Source organism: Microbacterium sp. GXF6406, assembly GCF_054798215.1.
On sequence record NZ_JBSJZH010000003.1, the window covers coordinates 119,009 to 135,832 of the forward strand.

Annotated in this window: 12 protein-coding genes; 4 read left to right on the forward strand and 8 right to left on the reverse strand. The window is 68.1% G+C overall.

The window, feature by feature from the left end; translation table 11 throughout:
• The first annotated feature begins 101 nt into the window (after nt 1–101).
• Complete coding sequence (locus ACWAUG_RS03500; RefSeq protein WP_460801265.1) at nt 102–767, forward strand: TetR/AcrR family transcriptional regulator; 666 nt, start codon at nt 102–104, stop codon at nt 765–767.
• A gap of 4 nt (nt 768–771) precedes the next feature.
• On the opposite strand, the gene ACWAUG_RS03505 is transcribed toward ACWAUG_RS03500, so the two are convergent.
• On the reverse strand, nt 772–1,260 hold the full coding sequence (locus ACWAUG_RS03505) for a hypothetical protein (RefSeq protein WP_460801266.1): 489 nt from the start codon (nt 1,258–1,260) through the stop codon (nt 772–774).
• An 80-nt stretch (nt 1,261–1,340) separates the two neighbouring features.
• Between ACWAUG_RS03505 and ACWAUG_RS03510 the strand changes: the two genes are divergently transcribed.
• Nucleotides 1,341–2,792, forward strand: coding sequence for a phytoene desaturase family protein (locus ACWAUG_RS03510; protein WP_460801268.1), 1,452 nt, complete (start codon nt 1,341–1,343; stop codon nt 2,790–2,792).
• A 33-nt stretch (nt 2,793–2,825) separates the two neighbouring features.
• Here the strand turns inward: ACWAUG_RS03510 and ACWAUG_RS03515 are convergent, their stop codons facing one another.
• The 3 genes from ACWAUG_RS03515 to ACWAUG_RS03525 all read right to left on the reverse strand — a co-directional run bounded on the left by ACWAUG_RS03515 (nt 2,826) and on the right by ACWAUG_RS03525 (nt 7,509).
• On the reverse strand, nt 2,826–3,938 hold the full coding sequence (locus tag ACWAUG_RS03515; RefSeq protein WP_460801270.1) for an SseB family protein: 1,113 nt from the start codon (nt 3,936–3,938) through the stop codon (nt 2,826–2,828).
• A gap of 81 nt (nt 3,939–4,019) precedes the next feature.
• Nucleotides 4,020–6,476, reverse strand: coding sequence for an ATP-dependent helicase (locus ACWAUG_RS03520; RefSeq protein WP_460801272.1), 2,457 nt, complete (start codon nt 6,474–6,476; stop codon nt 4,020–4,022).
• Between the two features lie 46 nt (nt 6,477–6,522).
• On the reverse strand, nt 6,523–7,509 hold the full coding sequence (locus ACWAUG_RS03525) for a glycerophosphodiester phosphodiesterase family protein (protein ID WP_460801273.1): 987 nt from the start codon (nt 7,507–7,509) through the stop codon (nt 6,523–6,525).
• 88 nt (nt 7,510–7,597) lie between these two features.
• On the opposite strand from ACWAUG_RS03525, the gene ACWAUG_RS03530 reads away from it, so the two are divergent.
• Entirely contained in the window at nt 7,598–8,500 is a 903-nt protein-coding gene (locus tag ACWAUG_RS03530; protein ID WP_460801274.1) for a Bax inhibitor-1/YccA family protein, read from the forward strand.
• 55 nt (nt 8,501–8,555) lie between these two features.
• Here ACWAUG_RS03530 and ACWAUG_RS03535 read toward each other — a convergent pair whose 3' ends face one another.
• Entirely contained in the window at nt 8,556–9,497 is a 942-nt protein-coding gene (locus tag ACWAUG_RS03535; RefSeq protein ID WP_460801276.1) for an L-lactate dehydrogenase, read from the reverse strand.
• 120 nt (nt 9,498–9,617) lie between these two features.
• Here ACWAUG_RS03535 and ACWAUG_RS03540 point away from each other — a divergent pair, with 120 nt between their 5' ends.
• The gene (locus tag ACWAUG_RS03540) at nt 9,618–9,890 is read left to right on the forward strand and encodes a GlsB/YeaQ/YmgE family stress response membrane protein (protein ID WP_460801278.1); all 273 of its coding nucleotides are present in this window, start codon (nt 9,618–9,620) and stop codon (nt 9,888–9,890) included.
• 82 nt (nt 9,891–9,972) lie between these two features.
• On the opposite strand, the gene guaA is transcribed toward ACWAUG_RS03540, so the two are convergent.
• The 3 genes from guaA to ACWAUG_RS03555 form a co-directional block, all read right to left on the reverse strand.
• Nucleotides 9,973–11,550 (reverse strand): glutamine-hydrolyzing GMP synthase, encoded by a 1,578-nt coding sequence (gene guaA / locus ACWAUG_RS03545; protein WP_460801280.1) that lies wholly within the window; start codon nt 11,548–11,550, stop codon nt 9,973–9,975.
• Complete coding sequence (locus ACWAUG_RS03550) at nt 11,547–12,071, reverse strand: DUF3817 domain-containing protein (protein WP_298041515.1); 525 nt, start codon at nt 12,069–12,071, stop codon at nt 11,547–11,549. Before ACWAUG_RS03550 ends, guaA begins: the two co-directional genes overlap by 4 nt.
• A 103-nt stretch (nt 12,072–12,174) precedes the next feature.
• Nucleotides 12,175–16,779 carry an ExeM/NucH family extracellular endonuclease gene (locus ACWAUG_RS03555; RefSeq protein WP_460801282.1) on the reverse strand — a complete coding sequence of 1,535 codons (4,605 nt, stop codon included), beginning with the start codon at nt 16,777–16,779 and terminating at the stop codon, nt 12,175–12,177.
• Nucleotides 16,780–16,824: the final 45 nt, after the last annotated feature.

The window sequence follows — 16,824 nt, forward strand, 5'->3', positions numbered from 1 at the left end:
GTCTCTCGATGTCGAGACATCAACCAGTATTGAATCTTACTACTCCTGCCCCCTGTGGGGCTCCACCGGTGTCGCGCGCTGCGCGCGTTAGGCTTCCGTCTATGTCAGAGACTGCACAGCCGCGCACCGGCGTGGTGGGCGCCGCCCTCGAGCTCTTCCGCACGCAGGGGTTCGAACAGACCTCCGTCGAGCAGATCGCGCGGGCCGCGGGCGTCTCGCGTTCGACATTCTTCCGGCACTTCGGAGGCAAGGAGGACGTGGTCTTCGCCGATCACGAGGCTCTGTTGGACGAACTGCGGGGCTTCTTCGCCCCGGGGCATCCGGATCCGTGGGAGGCGGTGTGCCGAGCATCCCAGCACGTCTTCGCGCATTTCGCGAACGATCCGGAGCTGGCCCGTCAGCGATACCAGGTGGTTCGCGAGGTCCCGGCGCTGCGCGAGCGCGAGATCATCACGGTCTTCCGTTATGAGCGCCTCTTCGACGAGTACCTGCGACGCGCGCTCCCCGGGGTCGACCCGGTGGATGCCGTCGGCTTCGCCGCGACCGTGACCGCGGTGCACAACCACGTGCTGCGCCAGTTGCTGCGCGGGACGAAGAAGGTCGCACCCGCGGTTCTCCAGAACGCTCTGGACGACGTGCGCCGCCGCTATGGCGTCCTGCCGGATGCCGCGGAAGACGGCGCCGATGCGATGATCGTCGCCGTCTTCCCCCGGGCGATGCCCCTGTCCGAGGTCTCGCGCCGCCTGCAGTCCGAGTTGGAGCGGTGACGGCTCAGAAGCAGCCGCACTTGCCGGCGGCGTTCTTCACCATGAAGCAGTCGGTGCACACGCCGTAGTCGCGCTCCTCCACGGGCGTGGCCTTGGGCGCACGCGGTGCCGCGGGAGCGGCGGGCTTGCGGGCGGCTGCCTTCTTCGCGGGGACGACCGGACGCAGCTCGCTGGGGTGCGAGACGTACAGATAGGGCGGGCGGCCCTCACTGGGGAGCATGCGCATCGGAGTCGTGCCGATGTAGATCGGCTCGTCCTCGGTGAAGCCGTTCGTGTAGGTCTTGCCGATGTGCAGGGATGCTCCGGTGCCACGGCGGATCGCCTCGATGTAGCGGCCGCGGTCGATGTAGCTGGAGATGCCGATCGCGTCGGTGATCGCGGTGATGAACTCGTGATTCACCGGATCGATCCGGTGCGCGCGCAGAGCCTCCGGAAGATTGCGGTACGGACGGGAAGTGCCTGCGGGCGTCGGCCCCTGGATCTCTTTCATCACTGTCGATTATCGCGCGTTCGAGCTGAACGCCCGCTCGGGATATCGATCCGCGGGGCCGCGCTCCGTGCCAGACTGGCGACATGGCGCGTGCGACGATCATCGGAAGCGGCCCGAACGGACTCGCGGCGGCGGTCTCGCTGGCGCGGGCCGGTTACGAGGTACGGGTGCTCGAGGCGGCCGACGCGATCGGCGGCAGCACGAGAACCGCCGCCTCGACGCTGTCGGGTTTTCGGCACGACGTCGGATCCGCGGTGCATCCGAATGCCTTCGCCGCCCCGTTCTTCCGCGCTTTCGGGATGCCGGAACGCGTCGACTGGGTCGTGCCGGAGATCTCCTACGCGCACCCGCTCGATGGGGGCCGTGCCGGCATCGCCTGGCGCGATATCGAGCGCACCGCCGGCGGCCTCGGAGCCGACGCCTCGCGCTGGCTCGCGCTGCTGCGCCCGCTCAGCGCACATATCGACGGCGTCGTCGACTTCACCGGGAATCAGATGCTGCGCATTCCCGCCGAGCCCGTGGCCGCCGCGCGCTTCGCCCTGCGCATGCTCGAGCAGGGTTCCCCTTTCGCCCGGGCCGTCTGGCGCACCGATGAGGCCGCAGCACTTCTCGCGGGCGTTCTCGCCCACCCGCCGACGCGCCAGCCGTCGCTTCCTGCTGCCGCCGCGGGTCTCCTGCTCGCCGCGCAGGGCCACGCGGCCGGCTGGATGTATCCGCGCGGGGGCGCGCAGGCGATCCCCGATGCTCTCGTCGCCGATCTCGAGGAGCATGGCGGCATCGTCGAGACGGGCATGCACGTGCGCGACCTCGGTTCCTTCGACTGGGGAGACCCGCGTCGCGGAGACCTGCTGATGCTGAACACCTCCCCCTCCCTGGCGCTCACGCACCCCGATATCCCCGCCGGCTACGCCCGCGCACTGCGCTCGTACCGGTACGGACCGGCGGCCGCGAAGGTGGACTTCGCCCTCGATGGCCCCATCCCGTGGACGAACCCCGACGTCGCCAACTCTCCGACCGTGCACATCGGCGGCACGCGCGATGAGGTCTGGGCGAGCGAGAACGCCGTCGCGCGCGGGCGCGTCAGCGAACGTCCCTACGTACTCGCGGTGCAGCCCTCGGTGCACGATGACTCCCGCGCCCCGGCGGGCAAGGCCGTGCTGTGGGCGTACATCCACGTCCCCAACGGGTCCGACCTCGATCCGACCGAGCTCATCTGCCGCCAGGTCGAGCGCTTCGCACCGGGCTTCCGCGACCGCATCCTGGCGACGAACGTCGTGCGCGCCACGGATCGCGAGGCGATCAACCCCTCGGATGTCGGCGGCGACATCCTCGCCGGCAAATTCACCCTGCCGCGGGCGATCCGCCGCCCGGTGCTGTCGACGCACCCCTGGCGCACCCCGATGCCCGGGGTGTACCTCGCCTCAGCAGCAACGCCTCCCGGCCCGGGGGTCAACGCGATGGCCGGGTGGCATGCGGCCCGCACCGCCCTCGCGGACGCCGGGCGGCCGGTTCACCTCGGAGACCTCTTCGGCTGACGAAAGACGGCGAGTGCGCTCAGCGCACCGTGCTCACTCGGTGACGTCGACCGCGAGGACGAGCACCGGCGCCAGCGCGTCGCGCTCCACGATGATCGAGGGGCCTGCGGGGTCGAGGATGACCCCCGCCAGTGCGCTGTGCGAGGAGAGCACCTTAGCCAGCTGCTCGGGAGGGAAGGGCAGGGGCTTGTCGCCCCGGCCGAGAGCCACCACCTCGAGCGGGTGCGAGAACAGCTGCAGGAAGCGCTTGCCGTCGGGCGTCTGCGCCTCGGCGATACCGACCTGGCCGTTGCCGCTGCCGTCGTTGACCGCGACCCACGCCTGCGTCTTCGCCAGCGCTTCGCCGACCGTGCGCGCCGTGCCCTGCTCACGCGGAGCGGCGATGAGCCTCTTGAGAGTCATACCCTCATCCGCCTGCTCGAGAGCTTTCGCGAGAACCGCGGTCGGGAAGACCGCACGGTTCACACCCGAGGCGTTGTCGAGGATGATGCCGGCGAACTCACCGGAGACGACCTGCTGGAGCACCGCTGTGACGGGCTGGGCGACCGCCGATGTCGCGGTCGGCTCGGTCTCGCGCTGCACCGAGTCGCGCACAGCGACCGCGGAGCTGAACGCCAGCATGAAGGTGCGCTCACCATCGCGGACGACAGCGATCGACAGCGGCTTACCCTCGCTGATCTGCGCACGGGCATCGCCGTGCACACGGAGGTAGAGGTGGCCCTGCATCATCTGACGCAGAACGCCGATGAGCTGCTCGTTGCTCGGTCCCTCGCCGATCTCGGCCAGGGCGTTGCGCAGAAGCACGTTGTCCTTCATGCCCGGGACGGTCTCGGTCTGTTCGGGGGGCATCGCCGGAGCCAGGGGAAGCGTTCGCTTCTCGGGCGCCACCGACGTCGCAGGAGGAGCCGTCTTGGTCTGGGCGGGCCGCGCCGGGGCTGCCTGCGGCGCGTCCGGATCGGGAAGGGCGACTTCCGGGCCGGCATTGGCGCCGACGCCGCGGAATGCCTGCACGGAGATCCCGATCTGCGGCACCTGCTCGGCGTCTTCCTCCACCGGCGAGGTGTCATTCGCCTCGGGAGCATCGGTCAGCGGCGTCGACTCCGCAACAGCGTCATCGGTCTTCTTGCGGCGTGAGAACAGTGCCATGCCTGTCAGCCTAGCCCGGGCCGGGCCGCTCCCCGGCACTCGGCGGCTCCGCAGCGCCGAATGCGCGAGGCCGGCGCGATGTCAGAGCTTCTCGATGGGCGCGATCTTGATCAGCAGCTTCTTGAGACCCGCGCTGTCGAAGCGCACGTGCGCGATGCGCTTGGCGCCCTCGCCGGTGACGTTGTCGACGCGGCCGTCGCCGAAGTCGGCATGGCGGATGCGGTCGCCGACGGCGAGCTCGAGGTCGCCGTTGTCGCGCACCTTACTGGTCACGGTGTTCGGGAAGCGATCGAGGGAGGTCGACAACGGGGCGAGCCCGTCGCGCTTGGCCAGGGGTTTCGGTGCGAAGCGATCATCACCGCTCGAACCGAAGCCGCCGGAGCCGAAGCCGCCGCGTCGGGCGTTCAGCGTTCGCGACGACGATCCTCCGCGGGAGTTGACGTCGCCCGGCGACTGCCGCCAGTCGATGAGCTCGGCGGGGATCTCCTGCAGGAAGCGGCTGGGCATCGCGACGGTGACCTCCCCGAACTGGGCGCGGGTCATCGCGAGGGTCAGGTGCAGGCGCTTGCGGGCACGCGTGATGCCGACGTAGAAGAGCCGGCGCTCCTCCTGCGGGCCACCGGGTTCTCCGGCCGAGATGCGGTGCGGGATGAGATCTTCCTCGATGCCCGTGACGAAGACGGCGTCGAATTCGAGGCCCTTGGCGGTGTGCATCGTCATCATCGAGACCGTGCCGGACTCGTCGTCGAGATCGTCGGCGTCGGAGACGAGCGCCACTTCGGTGAGGAAGTCGACGATCGTGCCCTGCGGGTTGTTGCGGGCGAAGTCGCGGGCAACCGCGACGAACTCGTCGAGGTTCTCCACGCGCGCCTCGTCCTGGGGGTCGCGGCTCGCGCGCAGCGTGTCGAGGTATCCGCTCTGAGAGAGCAGGAGGCTCAGCCCCTCGGCCACGGCGGTCGCGGGCGGCACCTCGCCGGAGGCGGGGAGCAGGATCTCGGTGGCCTCGTTCAGCACCGCATCGAGCTTGCCGATCGCGCCCTGGATCTTCGGGCCGACACCCAGCTGCGAGGGGACGGACAGCGCGGCGCGGAAGCTGAGGCCGTTCGTCTCGGCGAAACGGGCGATCGCGGTCTCGGTGACGTCGCCGATGCCGCGGCGCGGCTTGTTGAGGATGCGGCGCACGGACATGTCGTCGGCGGGATTGACCACGGCGATCAGATAGGCGAGCGCGTCCTTGATCTCGGCGCGGTCGTAGAACTTCGTGCCGCCCATGATCTTGTAGGGGACGGCCGAGCGGATGAAGATCTCCTCGAGCGCGCGCGACTGCGAGTTGGTGCGGTAGAAGACCGCCATCTCGGAATAGGGGACACCGGCACGGCGGAGGGTTTCGACCTCGTCGGCCACGAACTGCGCCTCGTCGTGCTGCGAGTAACCGGTGAAGCCGATGATCTTGTCGCCGGCTCCCTTATCGCTCCACAGCTTCTTGTCCTTGCGGTCGAAGTTGTTGCCGATCACGGCGTTGGCCGCCGACAGGATGTTCTGCGTCGAGCGGTAGTTCTGCTCGAGCAGCACGACCTTCGCGCCGGGGAAGTCACGCTCGAACTCGCTGATGTTGCGGATATCGGCGCCGCGGAAGGCATAGATCGACTGGTCGGAGTCGCCGACGACGGTCAGCGATGCCCCGGCGGTGTCAGCGGATGCCGGAGCAGGGGCGTCGAAGATCATCATGCCGCTGTCGCCGTAGGGCTCCGCCGCGGTCTCGCCCGAGACCGGCCGGGTCAGCTCGTGGATGAGCGAGTACTGCGCGTGGTTCGTGTCTTGGTACTCGTCGACGAGGATGTGGCGGAAACGTCGGCGGTAGACGTCGGCGACGTGCGGGAACGCCCGGAAGAGGTAGACCGTCTGGCCGATCAGGTCATCGAAGTCGAAGGCGTTCGCCTTGCGCAGATTGCGCTGGTAATCGGAGAAGATCTCGACGAACAGGCGCTCGGCCGGATCGCTCATATTGGCGTCGCGCGCATAGGACTCGGCATCCGCCAGCTCGTTCTTGAGCTTGGAGATGCGCGACTGCACGGAAGCCGGGGTCAGACCGTAGGCGTCGGCCTGGTGCTCTTTCACAAGGCGCTTGATGAGCGCGCGAGAGTCGCCCGAATCGTAGATCGTGAACGACTTCGTGAAGCCGAAGTGCTCGGCCTCGCGGCGGAGGATGCGCACGCAGGCGGAGTGGAACGTCGAGATCCACATGCCTCGGGCGGCCTCGCCCACGATGCCCTCGACGCGCTCGCGCATCTCGCCCGCTGCCTTGTTCGTGAAGGTGATCGCGAGGATCTGGCTCGGCCATGCCTCGCGATTGCGGAGCAGCAGGGCGATGCGCCGGGTGAGGACGCTCGTCTTGCCGGAACCGGCGCCGGCGACGATGAGCAGGGCGGGCCCGCGGTGGGTCACCGCCTCGAGCTGCTGCGGATTCAGGCCCGCAGTGAGGTCGTCGGAGCCCGCCGATCCGGCGGTGGGGGGAACGATGAGAGGCGCGTCGGTCATGTCACCATCGAGTCTAGGCGGCGGCACCGACATCGACCGCTCGGTCTCAGCCCCGGAAGAAGGCCACCCCGAGATCCGCGTGATCGACGAAGACGCCATCGACCCCGGTCGCGGCGATCGCCGCCCACTCCGATTCATAGTCCCCGAAGGCGCTCTTGCCCCCGCCCGTGCGGAACTCGGCGGACAGATAGGCGTTCTCGGGCCGCGCGGTCCAGGTGAACACCTTCAGCCCGCGGGCGTGCGCATCGGCCACGATCGTGTTGCCGTGCGCCAGGAGCATCTTCTTGTTCACGCTGATGCCGTCGACGCTGCCGATCAGACGGTCCAGCCCCGCCCCCGTGACGACCGTCTTGTAGGAGTCGGCACGCTTGCCGTGCACGACGAGCTGGTCGTAGGGGCGTCCGGATGCCTCGATCAGATAGATGTACGAGGCCGCGATCCCCGCGGCGCGCAGCTGCGCGAGCACGGTCGACTCGAAGGATTCAATGGTCAGGGGCAACTCGCCCTCCGCCCACCCCGCCTCGCGCAGATCGCGGTCGATGAGCGGTGCGAGATCGAGTCCGATGCTCGCGAAGTACGTGGCGTGCTTGACCTCGAGCACGATCCCGATCTCGCGCCCGTGCTCCGCGGACGCGGCACGCACCAGATCGAGCAGATCCGTCAGCCGCAGCATCGGCTGGGTATCGTCGAAGCTCGCGCTGGACCGGCGCAGTGCGGGCAGGCGCTCGCGCACGCGCAGCGTGGAGAGCTCCGCCCAGGTGAAGTCCTCGGTGAACCACCCGGTCAGCGACTGCCCGTCGATGCGCTTGGTGGTCCGGCGTTCGGCGAACTCGGGGCGGTCCACGACATTCGTCGTCCCCGAGATCTCGTTCTCATGACGGATGACGAGAACACCGTCCTTCGTCGCGACGACGTCGGGCTCGACAGCATCCACACCCATCGCGAGCGCCAGCTCATAGGAGGACCGGCTGTGCTCCGGACGGTAGCCCGGCGCACCCCGGTGGCCGATGACGAGAGGCGACTTCCTGGGCATGATCTCAGCGTAGAACACCCCGTGCATAGCATCCGCCGGTATCGTTGAGGCAAGCGACCTTCAACCACCTTCGGAGTGAGGCCCACCCATGAGCAATTTCGCCTTCAACAACCCGGCTTTCCAGAAGCAGGACCCGCGCAACGTCGCCACCTACCCCGGGGCACCCGGTGTTCAGGGCGCGCAGACGGCGTCGTTCCAGCACGCGTCGATGGATACCGCGGCCAATGCCCAGCTCGAGGGCATGTACGCCGCCCCTCCCGCAGGCGCCATCGAGACCGACCGCATGACGGTCGAAGACACCGTGTGGAAGACCGCCGGCCTCTTCGGCATCCTGCTGGTCACGGCCGTCGTCGGCTGGGTCTGGACGCTGAGCTCGCTGCCCGCGACCGGTCAGCCGAACATGGCGCCCTGGATCATCGGAGCCCTCGGCGGATTCGTGCTCGCGATGGTCATCACCTTCACCTCGCGCAAGAAGGTGCGCCCCGCACTGATCTTCGGCTACGCAGCCCTCGAGGGCCTCTTCATCGGCGGCATCTCGGCCTACTTCGAAGTGATCTGGCCGGGCATCGTCCTGCAGGCGACGCTGGCCACGGTCGCCGTCGTCGGCGTGACCCTCGCCCTCTTCGCCAGCGGCAAGATCCGTGCTAGCGCGAAGATGACGAAGGTCTTCATGATCGCCATGATCGGCTACCTCGTCTTCTCGGTGCTGAACCTCATCCTCATGTGGACCAACGTCCTCCCCGCCGGCACCGGCTTCGGTCTGCGCAGCACCGAGATCATGGGCATCCCCCTCGGACTCATCATCGGCGTGCTCGTCGTCTTCATGGCGGCGTACTCGCTGGTCATGGACTTCGACCAGATCCAGCAGGGCGTGCGCAACGGCGCACCCCGCCAGTTCGGCTGGGTCGGCGCCTTCGGCATCATGGTGACCGTCGTCTGGCTCTACGTCGAGATCCTGCGCATGATCGCGATCCTGCGCGGAAGCGACTGACCCCTCGACACTGAAAAGGCCCCGTCTCCTCGAGACGGGGCCTTATTCATACGCTCTACCGGAGAGCGTCGAGCGAGGCGCGGATCGCCGCGGCGCTGTCTTGCAGCATCTGCTCCTCCTCGGCTGACATCGGCGTCTCCGCCAGCGGGTGCGCGCCGGTCGCTGAGACGACCGATGGCACCGAGAGCGCGACGCCGTCGATCCCGTGCACGCCGTCGAGCACCGTCGCCACCGGCATCACCGCGTGCTCGTCGTGTAGCACCGCCTCCACGATGCGGGCGCAGCTCACGCCGATCGCAAGATTCGTTGCGCCCTTCCCACGGATGACCGCGTAGGCCGCATCCCGAACATCCACGGCGATCTCGGTGAGCTCCTCGGCCGTGAAAGGGGCCTGCTCGCCGCACCAGTCGAGGATCGGCACCGGTCCGATCCTCGCGTTCGACCACAGCGGGAACTCCGTGTCGCCGTGCTCACCGACGATGTCGGCGTGGACGCTCGCGGTGCTCACGCCGGCGCGCTCGGCGAGACGCCAGCGCAGGCGCGAAGTGTCGAGCACCGTGCCGGATCCGAAGATGCGCGACGCCGGAAGGCCCGTCGCCCGCTGCGCGACGACCGTCATGACATCCGCCGGATTCGTGACGATGAGGAACACCGCATCCGGCGCGTGCTCGACGAGCATCGGCATGAGCGACTCGATGATCGCCGCGTTCGTCGCCGCGAGCTCCATGCGCGTCTGCCCCGGCTTCTGCTTCGCCCCGGCCGTGACGACCACGACATCGCTGCCGTCGATGACAGCAGGGTCCGAGCCCCCGCTGACCGACGGGCCGGTGAACTGCGTGCCGTGGGAGAGGTCGAGCACCTCGGCATCCACCTTCTCCTGGGCGATGTCGAACAGGGCGACCTCACCCGCGCTCCCCCGGATGAGCGCCGCATACGCGACGCTCACTCCGACACTGCCTGCTCCGACGACGGTCAGCTTCGTACGTGCGCTTCTCATGCGCCCAGTCTGCCCGAGCATGACGCAATCCCACATCCGCGGCTGCTCCGCAACCCCCTGGAGTGGTTCACGCGCCCCGGGTGATGCTGGGTTCACCGCTACAGAACAGGAGCACACATCATGGGCTTTCTCGGTTTTCTCCTCCTCGGTCTCATCGCCGGCGCGATCGCGAAGATGATCCTCCCCGGCAAGCAGGGCGGCGGCTGGTTCGTCACGCTCATCCTCGGCGTCGTCGGCGCTTTCCTCGGCGGATGGCTCGGCGGCATGATCTTCGGTCGTGGCCTCACCGAGTTCTTCGACCTCGGCACCTGGGCCCTCGCGATCGGCGGTTCGATCATCGTTCTTCTCATCTACGGGCTGATCGCCGGCCGCGGCAGCAAGACCGCTGCCTGACGGCGCCTCCGGAACGCCGACGGCCGGTGAGCGCATCGCTCACCGGCCGTCGGCGTTCGAGCTCAGACGAGCTCGTCGCGGGTCACTCCCACTCGATGGTCCCCGGGGGCTTCGAGGTCACGTCGAGGACGACGCGGTTGACGTCCCGGACACCATTCGTGATGCGGTTGGAGATCTTCGACAGCACGTCGTAGGGCAGACGGGTCCAGTCGGCGGTCATCGCATCCTCGCTGGAGACCGGACGCAGCACGATCGGGTGACCGTAGGTGCGGCCGTCGCCCTGCACGCCCACCGAGCGGACGTCGGCGAGCAGCACGACGGGGCACTGCCAGATCTCGTTGTCGAGGCCGGCCTTCGTCAGCTCCTCGCGGGCGATGGCGTCCGCCTCGCGGAGGATCTCGAGGCGGTCGCGGGTGACCTCTCCGACGATGCGGATGCCGAGGCCGGGGCCGGGGAACGGCTGACGGCCGACGATCGCCTCGGGCAGGCCGAGGTCGCGGCCGATCTGGCGGACCTCGTCCTTGAAGAGGGTGCGCAGCGGCTCGATGAGCTCGAAGTCGAGGTCATCGGGCAGGCCGCCGACGTTGTGGTGGGACTTGATGTTCGCGGTGCCGGCGCCGCCGCCGGACTCGACGACGTCGGGGTACAGCGTGCCCTGCACGAGGAACTTGATGGGCTCGCCCTCGGCCTTGGCCTCGTCGACGAGCTCGCGCTGCACCTTCTCGAACACGCGGATGAACTCGCGACCGATGATCTTGCGCTTCTGCTCGGGGTCGGTGACGCCCTCGAGGTGGCCGAGGAAGGTGTCGGCCGCGTCGACGGTGATCAGGCGGACGCCCGTGGATGCCACGTAGTCCTGCTCGACCTGCTCGCGCTCGCCCTTGCGGAGGAGCCCGTGGTCGACGAAGACCGCGGTGAGCTGGTCGCCGATGGCCTTGTGCACGAGAGCGGTGGAGACCGCGGAGTCGACGCCTCCGGAGAGCGCGGAGATGACCCGCGCCGAGCCGACCTGCTCGCGGATGCGCGCGACCTGCTCCTCGATGACGTTGCCGCTGTTCCAGTCGGCGGCGAGGCCTGCAGCCTTGTGCAGGAAGTTCTCGATGATCTCCTGGCCGTGGTCGGAGTGCTTGACCTCAGGGTGCCACTGCACGCCGTAGAAGCACTTCTCGTCGCTGCCGAAGGCAGCGACCGGGGTGTCTGCGGTCGAGGCGAGCACCTCGAAGCCGGCGGGAGCCTGCGAGACCTGATCGCCGTGGCTCATCCACACGTTCTGCGTGGTGGGCTGACCGCCCAGCAGTACGCCGCCGTCGTTCGCGACGACCGCGTCGGTGGCGCCGTACTCGCGCAGGCCGGTGTTGGCCACCTCGCCGCCGAGGGCACGGGCCATGACCTGGAAGCCGTAGCAGATGCCGAGGGTGGGGATGCCGAGATCGAAGATCGCCGAATCGAGCTTCGGCGCGCCCTCTTCGTACACCGACGACGGACCGCCGGAGAGGATCAGGGCGACCGGGTTCTTCTCGGTGATCTCAGCGGCGGTGACCGTGTGGGGCACGATCTCGCTGTAGACGCCGGCCTCACGAACCCGACGCGCGATCAGCTGCGCGTACTGCGCACCGAAATCGACGACGAGAACGGGCCGCTGGGCAGTGTCGGCGCTCATCGCGCTGCCTCCTGGGTTGCGGTCGCAGAGGCGGATGCCTCTTCACGGGACGCGAGATACGTTTTGACCTCGCGAGAGATCTTGGCCTCCATGATGAAGGACAGCACGGGCACCACGCCGCCGAGTGCGAGCACGATGAAGCGACGGAAGGGCCAGCGCATCAGGCTCCACAGGCGGAAGATGGAGAAGAGATAGACGACGTAGAACCAGCCGTGCGCCACGAGAATCATCAGCGAGAGGTTCGTTCCTCCGGCGGTGTCGCCCGTCGAGAGCATCTTGCAGTCCATGCCACCGGGGACGAACAGCGAGAACCACTCGCAGCCGTCCTGCACGATGACCGGCGCGAACCACAGGAAGCCGCCGTCGCCGCCGGCGAAGAGCTCGAGATGGATGGGCGTGTACTTGAAGATCATCTCGGCCAGCAGCAGGATCAGCATGACGCCGGTGATGATGGATGCCACCTGGTAGAACGTCAGCGCTCCCCGGATCTTCGGGAAGGACGATTCTTTCGGCTCACGCATGGATACCAGTCTAGTCGCGGCCCGGCTGTGCTCCTGCCGGGCGTCAGAGCGATGATGGCGGAGACCACCGTGCGCTCCGGTGGTCTCCGCCATCATCGATCGGTCAGCCGAACAGCAGCTTCCACAGCCAGTCGATGATGTCCTTGATGATCCCGCCGATCCCCCCACCGGACTTCATCACGGTGATGCCTGCGGAGGCCTGCCCCGCATCGTCCTCGGTCGCGACGACCCTGTAATCACCGGCATCCGTCTTCTTCGGCACGGTCACGCTCGTGCGGAACGTTCCTTCATCGCGCACCGTCACCGTCGTCAGCTTCACGGCACTGCCCGTCGAGGACTGCAGAGTCAGCGTCACGCGCGCGCCCGGTGTGAAGTCCGCACCGGCGACGGTGACCGAGCCGCCGGGCTTCACAGCCCCCGGCGTCACCGTGAGCGTCCCTTCGAAGCCTCCGGTGTCTTCACCGGCGATCGGGAACGGGACCTGCACGACGGTCGCGCCGGCCGTGATGGTGAGCGACTGCTCGCCCGTGAGGCCCTCGGGAACCGTGAACGTCAGGCTCGCCCGGCCCGCCTCGTCCGTCGTGTCGACGACCGCGGCATCCACCGCGCCCGTGGCGAGCACGGAGTCGCCGATGGAGACCGAGACCTCGTCGGGCTGAGCCTCGCCGGCGCTGAACGCGAGCGAGGAGAGATCGATCGTGACCTCTTCGCCGCCCTCGTAGGCCTCGTCCGCCGGTGCGCTCAGCACCACGCCGACGGCGCGCTGCGCGAGGTCGGGAGCGGCCTCGCCGTTCGCGTCGAACCAGTCGACCATCGCGGCCAGGTCGCTGCGGCCGGTATCGGCGAGGTTCGTTCCCTCGGCGAGGGTGAAGAAGTTATCGCCGCCCGCCGCGAGGAAGGAGTTCGCGGCGACGCTGTAGCTCGCCTGCGGGTCGATCGGCTCGCCGTTCAGCGTGATCGCCGTGATGCGCTCCCCCGCTGCCGCGGTCGGATCGTAGGTGTAGTGCAGGCCCTCCGAGACGCCGAGCTTGAGGAACGGACGGCTGGCGCCAGCCGGCTGCCACTGCTCCTCCAGGACGCTCTTCAGCTGCGCGCCGGTGAGATCGAGCGTGACGAGCGTGTTGGCGAACGGCTGCACCGTCGCCGCCTCGCGGAAGGTCACGTTGCTGTCCGGGTCGCCCTCGCCGCTGGAGGCGAAGGCGAGGTTCGCTCGGATCCCACCCGGGTTCATCAGGGCGATGTCCGCCCCCGTCGCCCAGCGGTGCACATCGGCCACGAAGTTGCCGATCGTCGACTCGCCGCCGCGGTTCTCTGAGCCGTCGCTCTGCCGGGCGCGGTTGAAGTCCGCGGTGATCGAGCCGACGGATTCGGCGCCGAGGACATCGGCCTCGGCGACGGCCGCGTCGACGATGTCCTGCACGGCGGTGACCGCGGGGTACAGCGCGGCACCGTCCTTCGTCAGCGGCTTGATCTCGTTCGTGATGGAGAGGAGCTCCTTCGTGCCCGGGTCGACCGTCAGGTTCATCAGGCCGAAGTTCTCGCCGTACTGGCCCGCCGAGACGACCGGACGGCCGTCGATGACGTGGTTGTAGGCGAGGTGGGTGTGGGCCGAGACGATGGCCGAGACACTGTCGTCGACACCGGCGACGATCTCGCCCAGCGCCGATTCCGGTGTGATGGCGTCGAGCTCCGCAGAGCTCGCCCCCTCGTGCACGAGCAGGATCAGCACATCGGCTTCTCCATTGGCCGCATCACCATCGGTGAGGTCGGCGGCGACAGCGTTGACCGAGTCGACGATGCTGCGCACCTCGAGATCGGCGATGCCCTCGGCCGAGACGAGCGATTCCAGCTCCTCCGTGACGGCGCCGATGAATCCGACGCTCACGCCGTCCATCTCCGTCACCCAGGCCGGGGCGAGAGCGGTCTCGCCCGTCTCGGTGATGAAGACGTTCGAGGAGATGTACTCCCAGTCGGCCCGGTCCTGCACCCGATCGCGCAGGTCCTCCCAGCCCTGGTCGAACTCGTGGTTGCCCGCCGCGCTGACATCGAGGCCTGCGGCGTTGAGCGCATCGATCGTCGGGTTGTCGTCGGCGATGAACGAGGTGAAGGTGGATGCTCCGATCAGGTCGCCCGCGGCGGCGAACACCGTGTTCGGGTTCGCGTCGCGCACCTGCTGCACGGCTCCTGCCAGCACCGCGGCGCCAGCGGCCGCGCCATCCGCCTCGATGCGGCCGTGGAAGTCATTGATCGTGACGATGTCGATGCTGACCGGAGGGATATCGCTGGAGACGCCGACGATCACGGGGTCGTGGTCGCTCGAGCGGAAGGGCGTTCCCGCCTCGGCCGCGCCGAAGGAATAGCCGCGATCGCTCCACTCTGCGGAGTTGATCCCCCACACACCGGTTCCCGTGACCGATTCGGTCAGCGACGGCGACGCGATGGCGTGATCGAGCGAGCCGAGCTCACCATCGAACGTATAGGTGTAGCCCGCGTCGAAGGCCGGCGCGAGGTCGGTCCACCCGGCCTGGGCGAACGCATCGATCGGATCCTCCTGGCCGTAGGCGTTGAAGTCACCCAGCAGCAGCACATCCTCGCTGCCGGTCTCCTCGGCGATCGTCTCGGTGAATGCGAGCAGCGATTCGGCCTGGGCGATGCGGTCGGCGTTGAAGCGCCCCTGACCGTCGGCCGGCTCCGTGCCCGTTCCCGACTTCGACTTGAAGTGGTTCGCGACGACCGACACGATCCGGCCGTCGATGTCGAACGCCTGGGAGATCGGCTCGCGCGCATTGCCCCACACCGACTCATCGGTGATCGTCAGGCTGTCCCCGACGGTCTCGACGGCGTCGGAACGGTAGATGATCGCGTTCGTGATGACGTCCGTCATCGCCGTGCGGTGCAGCGCCTCGGGCGTTGCGACATAGTCCCAGACCTCCGCGCCCGCGGCGTCGTTGAGACCGGCGACGAGATCGGCGACGGCCGTGTCGACCGGATCGCCGAAGTGGACCGAGTTCTCGATCTCCATGAGCGCCACGATCTCGGCATCCAGTGCGTCGATCGCCGCGACGATCTTCGAGCGCTGCGTCTCGAACAACTCCGCGGTCTTCGCACCACGCGCATTCGCGTTCTCGCTCTGCAGGGTCGTGAAGTAGTTGAAGACGTTGAACGCCGCGATCTGCGCATCGCCGCCGACCTCGGGCGCCGCGTCCGTGCGCGGGTTCTCGGAGGCGAATGAGGCCCGGTAGACGTCGTCACTGCTGTCATCGATCGGGACGACCGGCTGCAGGCGCCAGTCCTCGAAGCCGTACTGCAGCACGTAGCCGGCCTCGGCGAACTCGACGCCATCACCGTTTCGCACCGGCTCGTCGATCGTGAAGTAGGGCTGCTCGCCCGGGTGCGCATTGCTCGTGACCTGAGAGTTCCATCCGTCATCGAGGAGGATGCGCGAGGCACGGTTCGCCGCGGCGATCGCGTCGGCGTCGGCGCCGGGTCGCGTCGTCTCGGTGCTCTTGACGTTGAGCTCGCCCGGGTTCAGCCAGAGCGTGCCGAAGTTGTAGAGCTGGTGACTCGAGGCCAGCAGATAGGTGCCGGTGGGGGCCACGAGCATGTTCTCGTAGGCTTCGCGATCCGCTCCGATGACGTTCTCCGGCAACGGGGTGACAGCCGGGACTCCGACGCCCGCCGTCACGATCGACACATCGGCGGCGGATGCCGGGGCGATCTGCGTCTGATCGAAGTACTCGGACACAGCGCCCGTGACGGAGACGAGGTGGCCGATCTCGAGATCGACGTTTTTACCGCCCAGGAAGACGAAGATGCCGTCGGATGCTCCGGGGGTGGCATCCGTCTCTCCACCACTGCCGGCCGTCTGAATCGAGACGCCCTGGTAGCCGCCCGTGCGGTAATCGCCCGTCACGACGCCCTCGACCGTGACGCTCTGCCCGACGAAGGGCGAGACGGCGCCGGTGCCCTGCACCTCGGCGATCGAGACGGCCGTGGGATCAGGATCAGGATCGGTCGGCGCGCCGCCCGAGGACTGCGGGGTGATGGATGCCGTCAGGGAGAAGTCCACACTGTTGTCATCCGTATCGACGCCATCCGTACGGGTGAGCGACTTCACATCCGTGTTGCCCGACGGCGCTGTGGCAGCCGCGGTCTCGAAGGTGTTCGAGGTGCCGTAGCCGAGGAGATCGATCACGCCGTCGACGCCGACCGTCGAACCGGGCGCGAGATTCACCGCCGCGGTGCCTTCGACGAGGGCGATGGTTCCCGTCGTGCCACTGGGCGTCAGCGAGCTGACCAGATCGGCCTCCGGCAGATCCGCACCATTGGCCCCATTGCTGTTGCCCTGCACGAGGTAGTAGCCGCCCGCCGGAATCGATCCCGACAGCGCCGCGACGCCGTTGAAGTTCCCCGTGCCTGTGGCGGAGCGGTACTGCAACGACAGACCGTCGAGCGCGACGGCCTCATCGGTCGGGTTGTACAGCTCGATGAACTTGTGCCGGAACGCGGCGCCCGCGCTACCCCCGGAGAGATAGGCCTCGTTGATCACGACCCCGGTTCCCGCGGTATCCGCCATGGCCGGGACCGCGACGAGGGAGCCGAAGCCCAGGGTGAATGCGCACGTCACCGCGAGCGCGCCCGCGCGCCCCCGTCGTGAGGAGAACAACGATCCGGTGCGCGATGGAGCGCCTTCGAAAGCGGACAACATAAGGGAGCACTCCTCGACATCGACACGAACGAGAGACCTCCTTCA

Coding starts and splice junctions, on each gene's coding strand:
- ACWAUG_RS03515 (WP_460801270.1), bottom strand. CDS start 3,938: ATGGCACTGTTCTCACGCCGCAAGAAGACCGATGACGCTGTTGCGGAG.
- guaA (WP_460801280.1), bottom strand. CDS start 11,550: ATGAGCGCCGACACTGCCCAGCGGCCCGTTCTCGTCGTCGATTTCGGT.
- ACWAUG_RS03540 (WP_460801278.1), top strand. CDS start 9,618: ATGGGCTTTCTCGGTTTTCTCCTCCTCGGTCTCATCGCCGGCGCGATC.
- ACWAUG_RS03520 (WP_460801272.1), bottom strand. CDS start 6,476: ATGACCGACGCGCCTCTCATCGTTCCCCCCACCGCCGGATCGGCGGGC.
- ACWAUG_RS03535 (WP_460801276.1), bottom strand. CDS start 9,497: ATGAGAAGCGCACGTACGAAGCTGACCGTCGTCGGAGCAGGCAGTGTC.
- ACWAUG_RS03510 (WP_460801268.1), top strand. CDS start 1,341: ATGGCGCGTGCGACGATCATCGGAAGCGGCCCGAACGGACTCGCGGCG.
- ACWAUG_RS03500 (WP_460801265.1), top strand. CDS start 102: ATGTCAGAGACTGCACAGCCGCGCACCGGCGTGGTGGGCGCCGCCCTC.
- ACWAUG_RS03550 (WP_298041515.1), bottom strand. CDS start 12,071: ATGCGTGAGCCGAAAGAATCGTCCTTCCCGAAGATCCGGGGAGCGCTG.
- ACWAUG_RS03525 (WP_460801273.1), bottom strand. CDS start 7,509: ATGCCCAGGAAGTCGCCTCTCGTCATCGGCCACCGGGGTGCGCCGGGC.
- ACWAUG_RS03555 (WP_460801282.1), bottom strand. CDS start 16,779: ATGTTGTCCGCTTTCGAAGGCGCTCCATCGCGCACCGGATCGTTGTTC.
- ACWAUG_RS03530 (WP_460801274.1), top strand. CDS start 7,598: ATGAGCAATTTCGCCTTCAACAACCCGGCTTTCCAGAAGCAGGACCCG.